The sequence below is a fragment of the Mesorhizobium carmichaelinearum genome (genome assembly GCF_900199455.1).
Lineage (GTDB): Bacteria > Pseudomonadota > Alphaproteobacteria > Rhizobiales > Rhizobiaceae > Mesorhizobium > Mesorhizobium carmichaelinearum.
Genome location: NZ_FZQR01000062.1, coordinates 1 through 16,287 on the forward strand (window position 1 = coordinate 1; position 16,287 = coordinate 16,287).

Annotated in this window: 14 protein-coding genes and 1 pseudogene; 8 read left to right on the forward strand and 7 right to left on the reverse strand. The window is 60.6% G+C overall.

Annotation, left to right across the window (positions count from 1 at the left end; all coding sequences use genetic code 11):
* The coding region (locus CKW40_RS44445; protein ID WP_210200207.1) for a hypothetical protein at positions 1–275 on the reverse strand (275 nt) is incomplete at its 3' end.
* 1,392 nt (positions 276–1,667) lie between these two features.
* Between CKW40_RS44445 and CKW40_RS40625 the strand changes: the two genes are divergently transcribed.
* From CKW40_RS40625 to CKW40_RS40660, 8 genes are all read left to right on the forward strand, one after another.
* On the forward strand, positions 1,668–2,681 hold the full coding sequence (locus CKW40_RS40625) for an ABC transporter substrate-binding protein (RefSeq protein WP_095205189.1): 1,014 nt from the start codon (positions 1,668–1,670) through the stop codon (positions 2,679–2,681).
* 26 nt (positions 2,682–2,707) lie between these two features.
* Positions 2,708–3,262, forward strand: coding sequence for an SCO family protein (locus CKW40_RS40630; RefSeq protein ID WP_244571517.1), 555 nt, complete (start codon positions 2,708–2,710; stop codon positions 3,260–3,262).
* Complete coding sequence (locus CKW40_RS40635; RefSeq protein WP_143748508.1) at positions 3,228–5,336, forward strand: sensor histidine kinase; 2,109 nt, start codon at positions 3,228–3,230, stop codon at positions 5,334–5,336. The genes CKW40_RS40630 and CKW40_RS40635 overlap by 35 nt, the downstream gene beginning before the upstream one ends.
* Positions 5,333–5,698, forward strand: a complete 366-nt coding sequence (locus CKW40_RS40640) for a response regulator (RefSeq protein ID WP_095205192.1) — start codon at positions 5,333–5,335, stop codon at positions 5,696–5,698. Before CKW40_RS40635 ends, CKW40_RS40640 begins: the two co-directional genes overlap by 4 nt.
* A 12-nt stretch (positions 5,699–5,710) precedes the next feature.
* Positions 5,711–6,859 (forward strand): adenylate/guanylate cyclase domain-containing protein, encoded by a 1,149-nt coding sequence (locus tag CKW40_RS40645; protein WP_095205193.1) that lies wholly within the window; start codon positions 5,711–5,713, stop codon positions 6,857–6,859.
* 305 nt (positions 6,860–7,164) lie between these two features.
* Complete coding sequence (locus CKW40_RS40650) at positions 7,165–8,172, forward strand: ABC transporter substrate-binding protein (RefSeq protein WP_095205194.1); 1,008 nt, start codon at positions 7,165–7,167, stop codon at positions 8,170–8,172.
* A 249-nt stretch (positions 8,173–8,421) separates the two neighbouring features.
* Complete coding sequence (locus CKW40_RS40655) at positions 8,422–8,784, forward strand: sulfotransferase family protein (RefSeq protein ID WP_244571513.1); 363 nt, start codon at positions 8,422–8,424, stop codon at positions 8,782–8,784.
* A 205-nt stretch (positions 8,785–8,989) separates the two neighbouring features.
* Positions 8,990–9,541: a hypothetical protein gene (locus CKW40_RS40660; RefSeq protein ID WP_095205195.1), complete on the forward strand. Its 552-nt coding sequence runs from the start codon at positions 8,990–8,992 to the stop codon at positions 9,539–9,541.
* Between the two features lie 1,120 nt (positions 9,542–10,661).
* Here the strand turns inward: CKW40_RS40660 and CKW40_RS40675 are convergent.
* The 6 genes and pseudogenes from CKW40_RS40675 to CKW40_RS45535 all read right to left on the reverse strand — a co-directional run.
* Positions 10,662–11,426, reverse strand: coding sequence for a tetratricopeptide repeat protein (locus CKW40_RS40675; RefSeq protein WP_244571514.1), 765 nt, complete (start codon positions 11,424–11,426; stop codon positions 10,662–10,664).
* Positions 11,427–12,079: 653 nt separating this feature from the next.
* A complete protein-coding gene (locus CKW40_RS40685) occupies positions 12,080–13,777 on the reverse strand; it encodes an FUSC family protein (RefSeq protein ID WP_095205197.1) in 1,698 nt (565 codons plus the stop codon).
* Between the two features lie 299 nt (positions 13,778–14,076).
* Positions 14,077–14,628, reverse strand: coding sequence for an ornithine cyclodeaminase family protein (locus CKW40_RS40690; protein ID WP_179298299.1), 552 nt, complete (start codon positions 14,626–14,628; stop codon positions 14,077–14,079).
* A 151-nt stretch (positions 14,629–14,779) separates the two neighbouring features.
* On the reverse strand, positions 14,780–15,838 hold the full coding sequence (locus CKW40_RS40695; RefSeq protein WP_244571515.1) for an IS4 family transposase: 1,059 nt from the start codon (positions 15,836–15,838) through the stop codon (positions 14,780–14,782).
* Positions 15,839–15,856: 18 nt separating this feature from the next.
* Entirely contained in the window at positions 15,857–16,021 is a 165-nt protein-coding gene (locus CKW40_RS45120) for a hypothetical protein (RefSeq protein ID WP_244571516.1), read from the reverse strand.
* A 30-nt stretch (positions 16,022–16,051) separates the two neighbouring features.
* Positions 16,052–16,147: pseudogene (locus CKW40_RS45535) on the reverse strand (transposase DNA-binding-containing protein); the annotation flags it as partial.
* Positions 16,148–16,287 lie beyond the last annotated feature (140 nt).

Consider the following 16,287-nt stretch of genomic DNA (forward strand, 5'->3'; position numbering starts at 1 on the left):
AGCCACCATGTGTGCTCTGCCGTCCTGCCGGTGATTGATTTCGAGTGGTTTTCAACGAGGGTTTGAGAGACCTTTAAACGGTGCTGGTATTCGAGCGGCAGGGACGTGGAATTCACCTCATATTGCTGTCCGGCGTTCCCGCCGCGCCGACCATTGACCTTCCGCACTTCGAGCGGATTCTTTCGCCAGCGACGCCGACGAAGAGCGCGGTGAGCCACCTGTCGCCCAATGCCGACCAGCGCAGCAAACTCAACTGTAGGCAGCCACTCGCTCATAGCTAGCAACCTGGCGTCGACGCGGGGCAATTCCTGAGGTGGGATATGCTACATCGCGAACGTCTAGGCTATTTGAAGATCGTCCGAGACCACCACGCGGAGGCAATATCAATGTCGGCCCCCGGCAAGAAGATTAAGCGCTGCAATAGCGCTCCGCCGAGAGGTGCGAGCGCCGCTCGCTCGATGAGGGTTACCAAACCTGTCGCTGGGGGTTACCAATGCGCGTGTTGGGTGGCCTTAGGTTCCCAATCTTAGCTGCGATAAGCTCAATCAAAACATATGCTTAAGGCCAGTCGGGAATTGATTGTCGTTGGAGCACGTTGGTAACCTGTTGTCCGAAGGGCATTGGTAACCTCTTCGGGCTAAAGCGGCGGGATATCATCCACTTAGAAGTCCGGCTGGCGACAGATAATTCTGGGCTCTTGCCCTCACGACGACAGATAATTCCGGACGTCACATCGATACCAACCACTCCAAAATTCAGTTTGCAGAGCAGATGCTGGATCAAGCCCATTTTCCCAGGGAGCGTTCGGGCAAAGCATGCTTCAGGGCATTCGACTTGGAAAGGGACGACTGGCCCGTGCAGCCCAACCAAGCTGGTGGCGTAGTGATAGTCGACCACTATTCTCGATACATTGTTGAGAAAGCAGCCACGCTTCCGAGATCTGGGGGCGCCTTCTATCTTTAAACTTATGGCGGCCAAGGTGGGAACTGGCTCTCGCTACCGGCAGCTGGTCTAGTGTATTCGATTCTCAAGAAGAGCGGATATTCGTTTGAATTCTACCGAGAACGACATGTGGGGCCGGCGAACCAGAACGCCGTGTCGGTTCACACATTTGCGACAAGGAACTAGCCTAAATTCCTATCGCCTGATCGAAAATGATACGTCAATCGGCGACGAAATGGCCAAGAGAGTGTCGGCACATACTTGGCTGCTGTCTGAGCGTCCGCATTTCGGAAACAATGCCAGTTGGCCCGAACGACTGCCCCGCGGCGCATAGCTGGGAGGCAGCATTTGGGCCAAGAGCGGAATGGCGGCTTTTGGCGTCCGAAGAACGATAGCGGACGTTCAGCGGCTGGGTCCGGCCGCAGTAAACTCGAAGTGGGCATTCACAACCGCGCAACAGTCTCCCTGACAGGGAGATTCTGGATGGACGTTTGGCGCAGTAAGTTTTGCGCTCGCTACCTACGCGAATTAGGCGTATCGTGGTATATCGTCGGTTTCTAATAAATGAGCCGGCGACTGAGAGCGCAAGACTCCCGCATCGGACTAGGCGCGCTAGGTTCCACAGCTACTCGTCGCGCTCACCTGACCATCTGCCTCTGCCGAAACGTCTTTTGCCCGGTTCCGGCCAGTATTGCCTTTTTGCCAATCGGACGAGGAGCGTTCTGATGCAGATCATCCAAACCCGCCGCCGATTCCTGGCCGGCGCTGCAATGGCAGGCGCTGCCGGTATCGTCGGTCTTCCGCAGCCACTCCACGCGGAACCGCCGTTGGAAACGACCACGGTTCGTCTGCCGCATTGGGTTGGTGGTTCCTACTGCTGGGCAGGTGCGTACATCGCCGGGGAACTGATGCGTGCGGATGGCTTCACAGACGTTCGCTACGTACGAGGCGATAAGAGCGTCGACCAATCGGAGTGGATCGCGCGCGGTGAGACGGATTTCTCGGTCAACTTTTCGCCGAAGCAAATCGCGTCGATCGATGCCGGCGTGCCGATCAAGGTGCTAACCGGGTTGCACTCCGGATGCCTCGAGCTGATCGCCAACGAGAGCATCCGCAGCGTCACGGATCTGCGGGGCAAGAGGGTGGGCGTTGATGGTCTCAACAACTCGCGACACGTATGGCTGTCCCTCATGTCCGCCTATGTCGGGCTCGATCCCGTCAACGATATCCAGTGGGTCTTGACTGAGGACGTCAAGCCCACGGAACTCTTCATACAAGGGAAGATCGACGCATTCCTCGGGACGCCGCCCCAGCCGCAGGAGTTGCGCGCCAAGAAGATCGGCCACACGATCCTCAACAACACCGTCGACCGCCCTTGGTCACAGTATTTCTGCTGCATGATCTCCGCGACGACAGACTACGTGACCAGGTACCCGGTGGCGACCAAGCGGGTCTTGCGATCCATCCTCAAGGCCGCCGACCTCTGCGTGTCGGCTCCGGAAATGGCGGCGCAGCAGATGGTCGATCGCGATTTCGTCCCGTCGTATGACTACGCGCTTCAAACGCTGAAGGATATCCGGTACGACCGGTGGAGGGATTTCGATCCTGAAGACTCGATGCGCTTCTATGCGCTGCGCATGCAGGAGACGGGCATGATCAAGTCAAGTCCGCAGAAGGTCATCGCCGACGGCACTGACTGGCGCTTCCTTAATGAGCTGAAGCGTGAACTCAAGACGTGAGCGGGTTGCCGGCCCGTATCTTGCTGATGGCGCTGATGGCCGGGCCGGCGAACGCGCATGACGCGCCGCCCGTGGGGCGCCTGCCAGTTATCGGGCCCGCTCCGGACTTCACGCTGACATCGCAGGACGGGACGCGCGTGTCGCTACGCGATTTTCGCGGGAAGGTGGTCGCGGTCGCGTTCATGTACACGTACTGTACCAGCGTTTGCCCGATGCTGACCGCCAACATGGCGCAGGTGCGGGACGAGCTCGGCTCGAACTTCGGGTCGAAGATCGACTTCGTCTCAATCACCCTCGATCCGGAGCGCGACACGCCCGAAGTGCTCAAGGAATATGCCGAGGCTTTCGGTGCCGATCCGAAGGGTTGGTCGTTCCTCACGGGCGATCCGTCGGCTCTCCGCGAGGTTGCGCTGAAATACGGCGTATTCGCGCGAGAGACTGCTGAGGGCGATATCGACCATACCACAGTGGCATCGCTCGTAGACCCGAGCGGCATGTTGCGCGTACAGTATCTCGGCGTTCGTTTCGACCTCGAGGAGTTCCGGGGTGACCTTCTCAGCCTCTTGGACGAATCCAAGTAACATAACGAACCGGCTAGTCGGCTGGGTTGCTCGGCTGCCGGCGCGCGTCCAGACCAAGCTCTTGATAGCGTTTCTGTCGATCGTCGGTCTGCTGATCGTGCTCGGGGCCGTCGGGTTGCAGGTACTGAGTGGGGTCAATGATCAGACCAACGAGCTGATCAAGCTGCAGCGCAGGATCGCGGCCTACCGCCAGGTACAGCACGATACGACCACCCAGCTCTACGGCATCTCCACCGCTCTGTTGCTTCAGGACGACCGGATGCTGGATACTGAGCTGCGCCAGCTCAATCAGTTCGGCTACGATCTCGACCGCATGGAGTTCGTCGCCCAGGCTGAGGTGGAAGTGCTTGGCCAGGTCAGGCAAGAGTACGAACGGCTGACGGCCGGGGTGACGCACGTGACAGAGCTCGTCCGCGCCGGCCGCACTGAGGAGGCGCGCAAGGTTCAGCTTGATGGAATCATACCGTCGGCCGACCGCCTTGAGCGGCTAACGAACCAGCTGGTCAACATCGCGGAAGCCGACATGGTAGCGGCAATAGAGACGACCGAAGGGGCGTACGGAACCTCCAGACTGATCGTCGTCTCCTTTGCGGTGGGCAGCATCCTACTGGCCCTGGCGCTCGGCTACATCATCTCCTCGTCGTTGGTCGAGCCGGTCAAGAAAATCGAAGCACGTCTCAGCCAGATAGCAGCCGGCGACTTCGCCCAACAGGTTGTCGTCGCAAACCGGGATGAGCTAGGCGCGCTTGCCAGCAACGTCAATCAGACATCTGAGCGGCTCGGGCGACTGTATCAGGAAGTTCAAGCGCGAACAGCCGAGCTTGCACGACTGGTCGGCGAGTTGGAGGCGCTTGGTGAAGTCAGCAAGGCCGTTAATTCGACGCTCGATCTCCACACGGTTCTGAAGACGATCGTGGCGAAGGCGGTTCAACTGTCGGACACGGATGCGGGCACCATCTATGTGTTCAGCGGCACGAGACAACAATTCCGCTTGCGCGCGACCTTCGGGATGAGCGACGAACTCATTGCGGTGATGTCTGATCAGGCCATCGGGTTGAATGAGATGGGAATTGGCGCTGCTGCAGAGCACTGTGCGCCTGTCCAGATCTCCGATCTCGCCGCAGGAACGCGCTCGCACGTTCAGAAGATCATGCTCGACGCGGGCTACAGGAGCATCCTCATCATTCCGCTGCTGAGGCCGAAAAAAATCGTCGGCGCACTGGTCGTCAGGCGCCGGGAGCCGGGAGAGTTCGACGAGCAGGTCGTGCACCTGCTGGAGACCTTTGCTGCCCAATCGGTGCTCGCGATCCAAAATGCCAAACTGTTCCGCGAGATCGAGGAGAAAGGCCGGGAGCTGGAGGCAGCCAGCCGCCACAAATCCCAGTTCCTCGCGAATATGAGCCACGAGCTCAGGACACCGCTCAATTCGGTCTTGGGCTTCACAGAACTGCTGGTCGACGGCATCTATGGTGAACTCCCGGACAGGGCAAAGACGACCGTCGCGCGGGTGCAGGCAAACGGCCGTCACCTCCTCGGGCTCATCAATGACGTGCTTGACCTTTCAAAGATCGAAGCCGGCCAGCTCAGTCTGTCGCTTGAGGACTATTCGGTTGGACAGGTGGTGCGATCGACCGTCGCGGCTATAGAGCCGCTAGCGCGAGCGAAAGGTCTCACTCTCGCTACGACCATTCCCGAGAACCTCCCGATCGGCCGCGGAGACGAGCGCCGCTTAACCCAGGTTCTGCTCAATCTCGCAGGCAACGCCGTCAAATTCACCGAAACGGGTGCCATCGACATTCTTGCCGGTGCAACCGACGGACACTTCGAGATCACCGTCCGGGATACGGGTCCCGGCATCGCGTCCGCGAACCACGCTCTCATCTTCGAAGAATTCCAGCAGGTCGACAGCAGCAGCACCAAGCAAAAGGGCGGCACTGGACTGGGCCTCGCGATCTCGAAGCGCATCGCAGAAATGCATGGCGGAACCATAGACGTCGAGTCGGTCATCGGGTCAGGGTCGACATTCCGCCTGAGGATACCGATCCGGGTGCAAGGGGACGTGAGGGCCGCATGAGCAAACGAATCCTGATGGTGGAAGACACCGAGGACAACCGCCAGATCATCCGCGATCTCATTGCCACCACTGAATACGAACTGATCGAGGCGGCGGACGGCGCCGCCGGCGTCGCAGCAGCCGGCGCGCACAGGCCAGATCTGATCCTCATGGACATTCAGCTGCCGGTGATCGACGGGTATGAAGCGGCCCGCCGCATCAAGGCCGACCCAGCGCTCCGGCACATACCGATCATCGCGGTCACCTCCTACGCGCTGTCGGGCGACGAGGCAAAAGCCCTTGCTGCAGGGTGCGATGGCTACGTTGCTAAGCCATTCAGCCCGCGCCAGCTGCTCGCCGAGATTCGCCAGTTCCTTTCCTGAGGGAGACATTCCTTGCACGATCCGCCTCGAATTCTCGCGGTCGACGATACTCCGGAAAACCTCGAGATCCTGCGCATGCGCCTCGAGGCAAATGGCTACGAAGTGGTGGCTGCCGCGGATGGTGAAGAGGGGCTTGCGAAAGCCCGCGATCTCGAACCGGATCTGATCCTGCTCGACATCATGATGCCAAAGCTCGACGGCATCAGTGTGGTGCGCATGCTCAAACACGATGAATCGCTGCGATCGATCCCGGTTATTCTGGTCACCGCTAAAGCCGACACGCGCGACGTGGTCGATGGGCTGGACGCCGGTGGCGACGATTATCTGACGAAGCCCTTCGAGCACCAGGCGCTGCTGGCGCGCGTGCGATCAATGCTGCGCCAGAAAGCGCTGCACGATACCGTCGCAAGCCAGGCCCAACTGCTTCAGGATCAGGCCACGCAGCTTTCCGACTGGAATCGCTCGCTCGAGCAGACCGTGGCGGAGCAGGTGACCGAGATCGAGCGAATGGGCCGGCTCCGGCGGTTTCTGCCCGCCCAGGTCGCCGACCTTATTGTTGCGGCGGGAGATGGCGACGCGCTTCTGCAAAGTCACCGTCGCGAGGTAACCGTCGTCTTCTGCGATCTACGCGGCTTTACAGCCTTCGCCGAGACCGCCGAGCCCGAGGAGGTGATGACGGTTCTTGGCGAGTATCACGCCTGTCTCGGCGAACAAATCGTCCGCTACGAAGGGACTTTGGAGCGGTTCGTCGGCGACGGTATCGTCGTGGTTTTCAACGATCCACTACCGTGCGCCGACCATTCAGAGAGGGCTGTGTCTATGGCTGCGGCGATGCGCGACGCGATTGACGAGCATTCGGAGCGATGGCGGAAGCGGGACTATTTGCTCGGCTTTGGGATCGGCATTGCAAGGGGCCACGCAACCATCGGGCGCATCGGTTTTGATCAGCGCTCGGACTATGCCGTCATCGGCACTGTGTCGAACCATGCCGCTCGATTGTGCGAAGAGGCGAAGGCTCGACAGATTCTCATCAGCCAACGGGTCTTCGGCGCTGTCGAATCACTGGTCGAATCCGCCCCGGTTGGTGACCTGACACTGAAGGGTTTTCGCCGCCCGATGCCCGCCTATGAAATCATGCGGTGGATCGGTCGGCCAAGCTAGGGATCACAGTGCCGAATGAGAGATCGCCTCCTGCGCATTCGACTGAATGGGGCCATCCAAGGATGCCGGCAGCTAGCCCGATCAGCAGGCTAAGAGCATTGCCCTCGCCACGAACGTTGAGAAGGCGTATGGTCGTTATTTGCTGGCTGAAAGCGTTCTTGGCCAGCGACTGAAGAGCGACAAGACTTCGCCTTATAGGGCGTGCTCCAACTCGCGATTACTCGGCGCGCTCACGCATTGTCGGTCGTTACTAGGGTCATTTGCTCGATTCATAGGGACGATCAGATAGCCAAAGGAGCGTCCCGATGAAGCTAATTCAGAATCGTCGCACATTCCTGAGCGGCCTGTCGGCGATCGGTGGTGCCGGACTCCTCAATGTCCGCCCATCCAGCGCGGCCGGGGAGCCTGCTCTGGAAACGACAACCCTGGGGCAGTGGGTCGGAGGCGCTTACTGCTGGGCGTCCATCTACCTCGCCGGAGAACTTCTGCGCGCCGACGGTTTCACCGATATCCAATATGTCGAAGGCGACACGCACATCGACAATTCCAAGTGGCTCTCCGCCGGCCTGATCGATTTCGACATGAACATGCCGTCGATGCACATTAGGTCCATCGACGCTGGCGTGCCGGTCAAAGTGCTGATCGGCGTGCATTCCGGCTGCTTCGAGCTCATCGGCAACGACAGCGTCCGCAGCATCAGGGATCTGCGGGGCAAGCGCGTCGGTGGGGGGTCGGTGGAGTCGCATCCTCACATCCTGACGGCCCTCATGGCCAACTATGTTGGGCTTGATCCCATGCACGATATCGAGTGGGTGGAGGGTGAACAGGCCCCGATGCAAATGTTCATCGACGGCAAGGTCGATGCCTACATGGCTGGTCCGCCCGAACTGCAGATCCTGCACGCCCGGAAGATCGGCCATACGATCGTCAACAACGGGACCGACCGCCCGTGGTCGCAATACTTTTGCTGCATGGTTGCCGGCAATGCGGACTATGTGAGTAGATACCCGGTCGCGACGAAACGGGTGTTGCGCGCCATTCTCAAATCCGCTGACCTGTGCGCTTCTGATCCGTCGTTGGCGGCACAGCAGCTCGTCGATCGAGGCTTTCTACCCAACTATGACGAAGCTCTTGGGACGCTGAACGGTGCTCAGCACGATAAGTGGCGCGTGTTCGACGCCGAGGACAGCGTGCGCTTCTATGCGCTGCGCATGCAAGAGACCGGCATGATCAAGTCGAGCCCGCAACAAATCCTGGCCAACGGAACGGACTGGCGTTTCCTGGAGGAGCTCAAACGCGAGTTGAAGGCCTGAGACTTTGCAGACGCAGCTCTCGCCTTGGCGCTGATCCGAGCCCGGGCGAGCAGGATGGGCGCCTGGGTCGTTGTGCCATTTTCGCGGCGACTATGACGCCGTAACCGACCGGCCCGCTATGTAGCCTTCGGCAGAGCGAGTTCGGCGCATCGCTCGATATGCCGATTTGGTCTCTCAGGGTGAGCGCCAGGACCATCCTCCCTTCCCAACCTCTGCAATCTATGATCCGCTCCGCCACAGGAGGATCGCATGGCATTATCTGTTATCGGGGCTGGGTTCGGTCGCACCGGCACGCACACTCTGAACCTGGCGCTTGAAATGCTGGGGTTCGGGCCGTGCCATCACATGGAGGACGTCAACTCTAACCCCGAGCACCGCGACCTGATCCGCGCCGCCGGGCGCGGCGAGCCGGTGGATTGGGACGTCGTTTATGCCGGTTACAAGTCGGCAGTCGACTGGCCGACGGCCTATTTCTGGCGCGAACTCGCCGAGTATTTCCCCGACGCCAAGCTCATCCTCACCGTTCGCAACCCCGAGGACTGGTACAGGAGCGCACGCGCCACGATCTTCAACACCATGGGCGAAGTTAAAAGGGCGGACTTACGGATGTGACGAAATTGCTGGACGCAAGGGACTTAAAATCCGCGCAAGGCCGTCCCGCCAAGTCACGAATATGCCGGTTCTCCGCAGTTTGCGAAAGCCCCTTCGCCTCTATCGTCACGGCTCGTAACGTGTCGTCCCTGCCCGTCCGGTACCAATTGCGGTACCAAGTCTTTCCTGCAAATATCAAGCGCCGGGATTGCGAAGGATGCGGACTATGCAGACGGTCTTGGGCTTACAGCAGGTGTCGGCGAAAATATGGGAGATGCCTCAACCTTTGGGGGATTTCGCCGGCGAGCTGCTGAAGCGGGGAAGATCCTACTATGAGGCGTTCCAGATCGTCGCCGAGCTTAACGAACCCGGTCTGAGCTATCCGGCCTATTTCCTTCTCGCGCACGCCGTTGAGCTCATTCTCAAATCGTCCCTAGCCGCCGACGGCGTCTCAAAGCGGGTTTTGCGCCAAAAAAAGCCGTATGGCCACCACGTCGGATACATCTTCTCCGAGTGCGAGCGCCGGGGTCTTGTCGTTCCGGACCAGTTGATGAAGCCTCTGGCGAAGCAGCTCGCGCACATCAACCAAAACTTCGATTTGCGCTATCCGACTGGGTTCAACCTCTCGATCGCTGGACCTTCGAGTTGCATCCCGGCAATTGACGCATTGATCGCCGCGATCGCGCCAAGCGTGGAACAAGCGGCCATCATGGCGCAATTGCAATTTGCATCTGATACCCGGCACCTTCTAGGCAGCAAAGTTCGGTGGAGCGACTAAGAGAACAAAGCCCGCCACCGTGCGGCCGCGTCATCGGCACTGGAGGAGTCAGACCGCCCCAACGTTCCTCCGCGCGTCGATTCCGCCATAGTCAGGAATGCATGTGAAAAACACCGGCCGCTTGTCCCTGCCATCCCGCTTGCAGTGCTCGCATCGGAACAGCCGCACGAGGTCATCATGCATGGCGACGTGGTCGAGCCCCAGGCGGGCGCCTAGTGCCGCAAGGTCGATTTGCTGAGAGTGCTGGCACATGGATGCGCGCAGTTCACGTAGAGCCGCTCTCGGCTGCTGATAGCTTCTGCGATCGTCTTTTCGGGCATGGCGCGGCCTCCAGATTCGAATAGTGCCGCAAGAAGGAATATGCTCCTATGTGTTTGGTTTCCGCAAGGCTTAAACCTCGCGGCTCTTGGCGCGTTCATTGTCGATCAATATTGGAGCAATCCGTGGATCCGACAACCGCAGCTGTGATGGTCCTCCTATCGTGCAACCAGGGGCCTACGTTGTGCAGCCCGGTCGACACACAGCCGACGGTCTACTCATCGATTGACGATTGCCGGACGGCACTCAAGGCCAGATTGGCGCCATGGCCTCACGGCGAGATGGTTGGCCGGTGCAAACAGGTCGACGCAACGGAAACCGGTTCGGTTTTGCCAGAAGGCTATACAGCGGTTCAAGTCACCCGTGGAATCGGTCGTTCGGCCACGACTACCTACTTCGTTTTGCGGGCCGGAAACTAAAGCCCCGGAAGCCGAAGCCGCCGGGCCGTGGCCGATTCTATGATTGACGGTTATCTTACGTAGCTGAAAACCGCTATCGTTCGCGCGGCAATTGTGCTTGCCGCGTCGAGCGCCGCTATGGCGCACGAAAAGAAGGCAAAGGTCGTTGCCGACGCGTGTGCTGGCCTTTCGATCAAGGCTGCCGTTGCCGCGAAATTGGACTGTACGGCAACCGGTACGGCCACGGATGTCCTGTCAACGCCCGGTGTCTACCGCAAGCGGTTTCGCGCCAGACGCGGGCGCTCCACCGGCGAGTGAGCGACGCAGCGCTTCCTCATCGAGCCATAGCCGGCCGCTCGGCGCCGACGTAAGCGCCATCGCGATGACGCCGAAGGTGGATGGGCTCAGACCATAGGCCAATGAATAGGCTGCCATGGCTCCGTGGTGTCGCCGGTTTCCTGCAGCACGACGCCCAGATTGACGGCAGCCTCCGGGGCATCCGGCCTCATCTCCAGCACGCGTCGATAGGCTTCGGCAGCGCTGCCGAATTTGCGCATGTCCTGACGCAACAGCCCGAGATCGAACCACGCAGTCGCATGCCCGCCGCAAGCGACGGCACGTTCGAGGAAGCCTTCCGCCTCAACGGGCGCGCGGCGTTGCCACGCAAGGCGCCCGAGGCGCGCCATTGCCTCCTCGAATTTCGGATCCCGCTGCAATACGAGTGTCCAAGACGCGCCGGCCGCCGAGGCATCGCCTGCCTGCTCCAGGGTGCGTGCACGCTCTATGAGGATTTCCGCCTGGGATGACAGCTTTGCTGCGCGATCGAGTTGTTGCAATGCCGCGTCGAACCGGCGCTCAGCCCGGGCAATCCTGCCAAAATCAAGGCCGGCACATTGTCCGGCCGGGCGAATGTCGGGATCTTCAGCGTTGTCCCACCACGCCGCGTCAGTTTTCTCCCAGAGCTCGGCGATCTTTTCCCTGTCATTTGTCACTCTAGCCGTGCCGGAGATCGTGACGTATTTGTAGTGGCTGCTGTCACTCCAGGCCAATGTCACTTTCGGATAGTTCGACAGCTGCTTGTTCTTTGCGCTGTCACTATTGACGAGGAAATAGATGGCGCTACGCCCGCAGCATTGTAGGCGAGTAATTTCGCGCTGGTAGGCAGCCATTTCCTGTCTCGGATTGACGAAATTGACCCGGGTGGAGTGATTAGACAAAATTGCTGACCCGCCCATTGAGCAGTGCTAGAGTGCCGTCATGCGAGACAAATTGACCGAGTTGCGCCATCAACTTGAGGAAGCGCGGGCAGACTTGCGGGCTATCGAATCGCATCTCTCAAAAGGCGAGCACAATGCGGCACACGAGCGCGCGCAAGCAGCGATCGTTCGCTTGGCGCGATCGATCGAAATCGAAAAATTGCCGCGTCGGACCTAAACGCGAACGATAAAGATCCACGCGAAACTTCCTGGTTGGCAGCACATGCGGCGCAGGTGTCGGTCGCCGGCACCAGTTCGTTGGCGATACCTGACCGGAGACCGCCGTGGTACTCTCGTTACGCGGCATGAAAACATCGATGTTTTTTGCTGGCTCAATAGCCTTGTCTCCGGCAAGCGTCCCCAAGCGATGGCGTGTTTGGGCCGGAACCGATCCAACTGCAATCGGGCCAGTGCTCGAAAAGCTGCCGTTCTGGCTTCGACCCAACGCAGACATAGGGTGTCCAGCGCTTTCCGCCAGAAACCTCTATTCGTTTCAGATGCAACCTGGCTCGTCGGCTCCATAGAAAGGCGCATCGCAATGAAGCCGGCCTGACCGTGCAACGGGGTTATTGACTTGCGACGACGAGGGCTTCGCTGAGCGTACGTGCCTCCTGAGGTGCATGTAAGGTGATCGGGGCGACCCTTGCGAGCCGACTGCGCATGGCTCCGAGGGCGGGTTTATCGACGACGCCGGGGGCGGTCCAGGCTACTCCGAGAGCCCACAGGCCGCTTGAGGCGCAAGCCCGTTCCAGAGCGTCGAAGGAGCGGTTTCTTTCCGTGGCGGCGGGGTTGGCGACCCGCAGCGCTGATCCCACTCGGAAGAGGCTCCATTGCAGCCGTCGCCGCTGCTCGACAAATGCCGGCCGCAGGAAATCGTCACCCCGCTCGACATGATCGAGAACCGCCTGTGCAGCCTTGGCGATCCGCCTTGCGCTTTGAAGCGACAGTGCATCGGCGAAGCTCGACCCGATCATCTGGATCGCAATGACAGCAGCGACAACCGCAAAGAGCGTGTCGGTGATCCGGCTGAACGCAAGCTGTCCAGGTCTTTCGGCGGGGCTGAGCGGCACGGTCAGCACCAGCGCGAAAACCGTGATCAGCACGCTGCCGACCATGTAGTTGCGCGTCGAGAGCCGGGAAATACCCCAAAAGAGCGCGCAGAGCACTGCGACCGAAGCGGCTTCTGCGAGATGCAATTGTGCCAGCGGCAGGAACACCGCGATGCCGATAGCCGTTCCGACGAAGCGTTGCAGGCTGCGCTGGCGCAACTGTGATTGATCGCCGGGGAAGGACAGAATGAGCACAACGACGAGAACGGCCCAGAACGGATGGCGGGAGCCGGCAAAGTGAACCGCAAGGTTCGCCAGAACCAAGGCCAGCGCAACGCGGGCGAAGGCAATGAGCGTCACGGACGGCCAGGTTAAACCCTGGGCCATTCTGTAACCGAGCAAGGGCGCGCCGAACGCTGAACGCGCATCGGTTAACGAGGCAGGTAATTCGATCCTCGAATAGGGGAACGCGCCATCGGCGCTGCCCCCGCTGCCCCGAGGCTGTTCCAAGCCAACCGCATGCAGATAGAGTTGCTGATACTCTTGGTGGATCTGCACAAGGCTGGCCTGGAGTATGGCGGCGGCTTCGACCGTGGCGTCGGAAAGTCCGCCTAGTGCAGTATCCCACGCCTTGCTGATCGCCGCCGCCGTCCTGCCGAGGCGCTGGTCGAGCCCCGTGCGCAGTTCTAGCGTAGGGGACTTCGAGGGCGTCGCCTGGACTTCTGCACGTAGCCCAGCAACAGCCGCGTTTGCTGCGGCGATGGCTTCGCGCTCCGGGCGGTAACGGTCGAATGCGAGGTCGGCCATGCCGAACACGGCAGCCAGAACATTGCCAAGAGCCAAATAAGGCAGGAGGTCGGCCAGCGGCAGCCAGAATGACGAGGCGACGAGCGCACCCAGGCTGATCGCGCCGAGCATCAGTCCCGTGGCCCAGACGAATGTGGTAAGCCTTTGCCGAGCCGGTTGGCCGGCGCCGAACAGCCCGATATAGGCGCCAAGGGCGACAAGCAGGCCCTCAAGGAACTTCCCCGCAACGGAAAAGCCGATCAATGCTAGGAATACGGGCGCCGTTGTGCGAAGCGTATCCAACCGGCCCGTGGAGGCTGGTTTCAGGCGGAAAAACTCGCGCAGCTTCGCGTCGATGAGCCGCCTCCACCAACCGGCACTCACTGGAGCGCCCAGCGTCCAATTGGCCGAACCAAGGACGCTCTGCATTTTGATTGAGCACTGAGCGCCGCCAGATTACGTCCAGCCGCCATTAACTCGGCCGATTTGCCAGTATAGGCACATCACGTCCCGCACACTAGCCTGGGATGGGTTGGAGCAAGAGCTGTTCGAAATCATGCACTAAGCGCTAGGCCTACGTGGCGTAGGCGTGCCAGCATGGTGGATGCTCCCGTAGCACCAGGCCGAAAGGGAATCGCGCGATCCTGGACCGCGCGATTCTCTCGAGTTTCACTCAAGTAACGCCGCTACGGCAGACGAAAGCGGGGTCGTCTGGCGGCCGATCGGCTTCAGGCATCTCGCACCGCTGACTCCGCGTCCGTTGCCACTCGGGCGCCATGCTCTTCGGCAAAACGTCGGGCATGCTCGGGGGTTTGGCTCCACACCCGCACCTCGTCAAAACTGCGGACGCGCGAGAGCGCCTCCAAGTGGGCGCTCGCTTGAACGCCGCTGCCGAGCAACGCCAGGATGCGGCTCTTCTCGATGGCCAGATGCTTGGTTACCGCCGCCGACACCGCGGCTGTTCGCATCTCGGTTATCAGCCGGCCGTCCATTACAGCGAGCGGCTCGCCGGTATCGGGGCGCAGCATCATCGGGAGGTGGGTGGGAACGCGCGTGCCAGCGTTGCCAGGGTAAAAACTTACGAGCTTAAGGCCCATCGAGTTCTCGGCCACCGCGGGCATAATCCCGAGGTAGCGCTTACCTTCCTCGATTGTGAGCATGTTTCGCACGGGCTGAATGACCCGGCCGGAAGAAAAAGCGGTGAGCGCTAGCTCCATTGCGGCGATAAGCGGGTCCCAACGAAGCACCCCGCGCACGGTTGCCTCGTCCAGATACCTCATCATCGCTCTCCCAAACTATTCGCCGCCGGTGCGAACTCCGCCACCGCTAACGAGGTGCCCCTCGCGACCTAATTGATCTCCGATTTGCACGCCAATGCAAGGTGGCCCTCACCGGCTTCCGAATGTGGGTAATCGGAAGCCTCACCGGCTTTCAATTACCCACATCTTTTGATCCAATGGCGATGCCGAAGGTGATGTCGTGCAAGCGAGTCATGCCGCGCCAGACGACCATGTTGCCGGGAGGCGGATCATGCTTGCGGGTGAGATAGCCACCGAGCATGGCGATTTGCAGGAGGTAAGCGGCGAGCGTAGGCCGCTGGAGGCGCGGTCGCGTTCGGGACGCGTCGATCCGGTCGAGCGCTGTGATCTCAGCGAAGGTGAGAGCGCTGTCGGGCGCGGCGTCTGGCTTGGCGCGCGCCGACATAGTGACGAAGAATATACGCCAGCTGACCACTGCGATGAGGGCGAGGAACTTCGCCAGCCTCTCGGCGGTCTCCAGTCTCGCCTCTTCGGCACGGCAGCCGGATTTCATGACCTTATGGAACACCTCCGCCTTCCAGCGCAGGGCGTACCAGCCGAGCTTCTCGACCGCCGCGGAGAGATCGTCGACCGGCAAGTTGGTCACCAGCTTCCAGTCGATTGGATCGCGTCCGGGCGGCGGATTCTCTTCGAGAGCGTGGATGTATGTCAGAACCTGCGGACTGTAGCGCTTCTGCTTGCCCACGGGCGGCAAGGTGTTGATGGCGATGAACTTCACCTGCAGCCAGGTCGTCTCGTCCTGATCGACCGTAATGCGATGACGTCCCGACCAAGGCGTCGCAGCAAGTTGGGCAAAAACGCGATGAGCTGGATCGTGTGGGGCAGCATCGGCAGGCCGCTCAGCCAGCCTGTTCGTCTGCACCCGCACGAGGAAGCTGTACCAAGGTCCTGCGCGGTGCAATAGAGCTCGTAGATGTCGCTCTCCCGGTCCCCACATGCACGCAGCGCTCGGGCGTGCCAACGAGCTCGATGGACTGGCGCAGGTTCTCCAGCCAGCGGTAGCTCTCCTCGTCTCGATCGGCACGCGCGTGGGATTGATGTGGCGCTTGAGCGCGAGCGTTCCCTTGAACTTCGTTCTTGTCCAGAACTTCGCCGCCGTCAGACCGAGGGGCGTGCCGGTGAGGGTGACGGCCAGCCTCGAATGCATCAGCACACCGCACAAGGTCTTCACGTTGGGCTGCCCGGCCTTCTAGCGCCCGGCATTGATGGTCTTAGTGAAGCCGATTTTGCCCGGCTGCGCGCGGCTGTAGATAAATTCGGTCGCGTCCTGCAGGATAAGGATCGGACCTTCGCTCGGCGCAACGCGCGCTGCGGTCGCGGCGAAATGACCGGCGAGAACGTTGTGTTCGGTCACGCGCGGGTTGTCGAAGAAGCGGTAGGCCGGCTAGTCGCCGCAGGCCGCCGGGATTGGCTTGCCAGGCGCCGCTGACATTTGATCCAGTAACCGTCGAAGCCGACGCGCCAGACGCTTGTCGGGAAGGGCCGCCTTGGAAGGATCTGTCGCAAATCGTGATTTCGGTCACCACGCGACGCTTTCGCGTCAATGATCAGGCGGCAATGATCGCGAACTGCTCGGCAATTGAGGGGCATGGATTGTACGCAAACCTTGCCTGCCGTTTG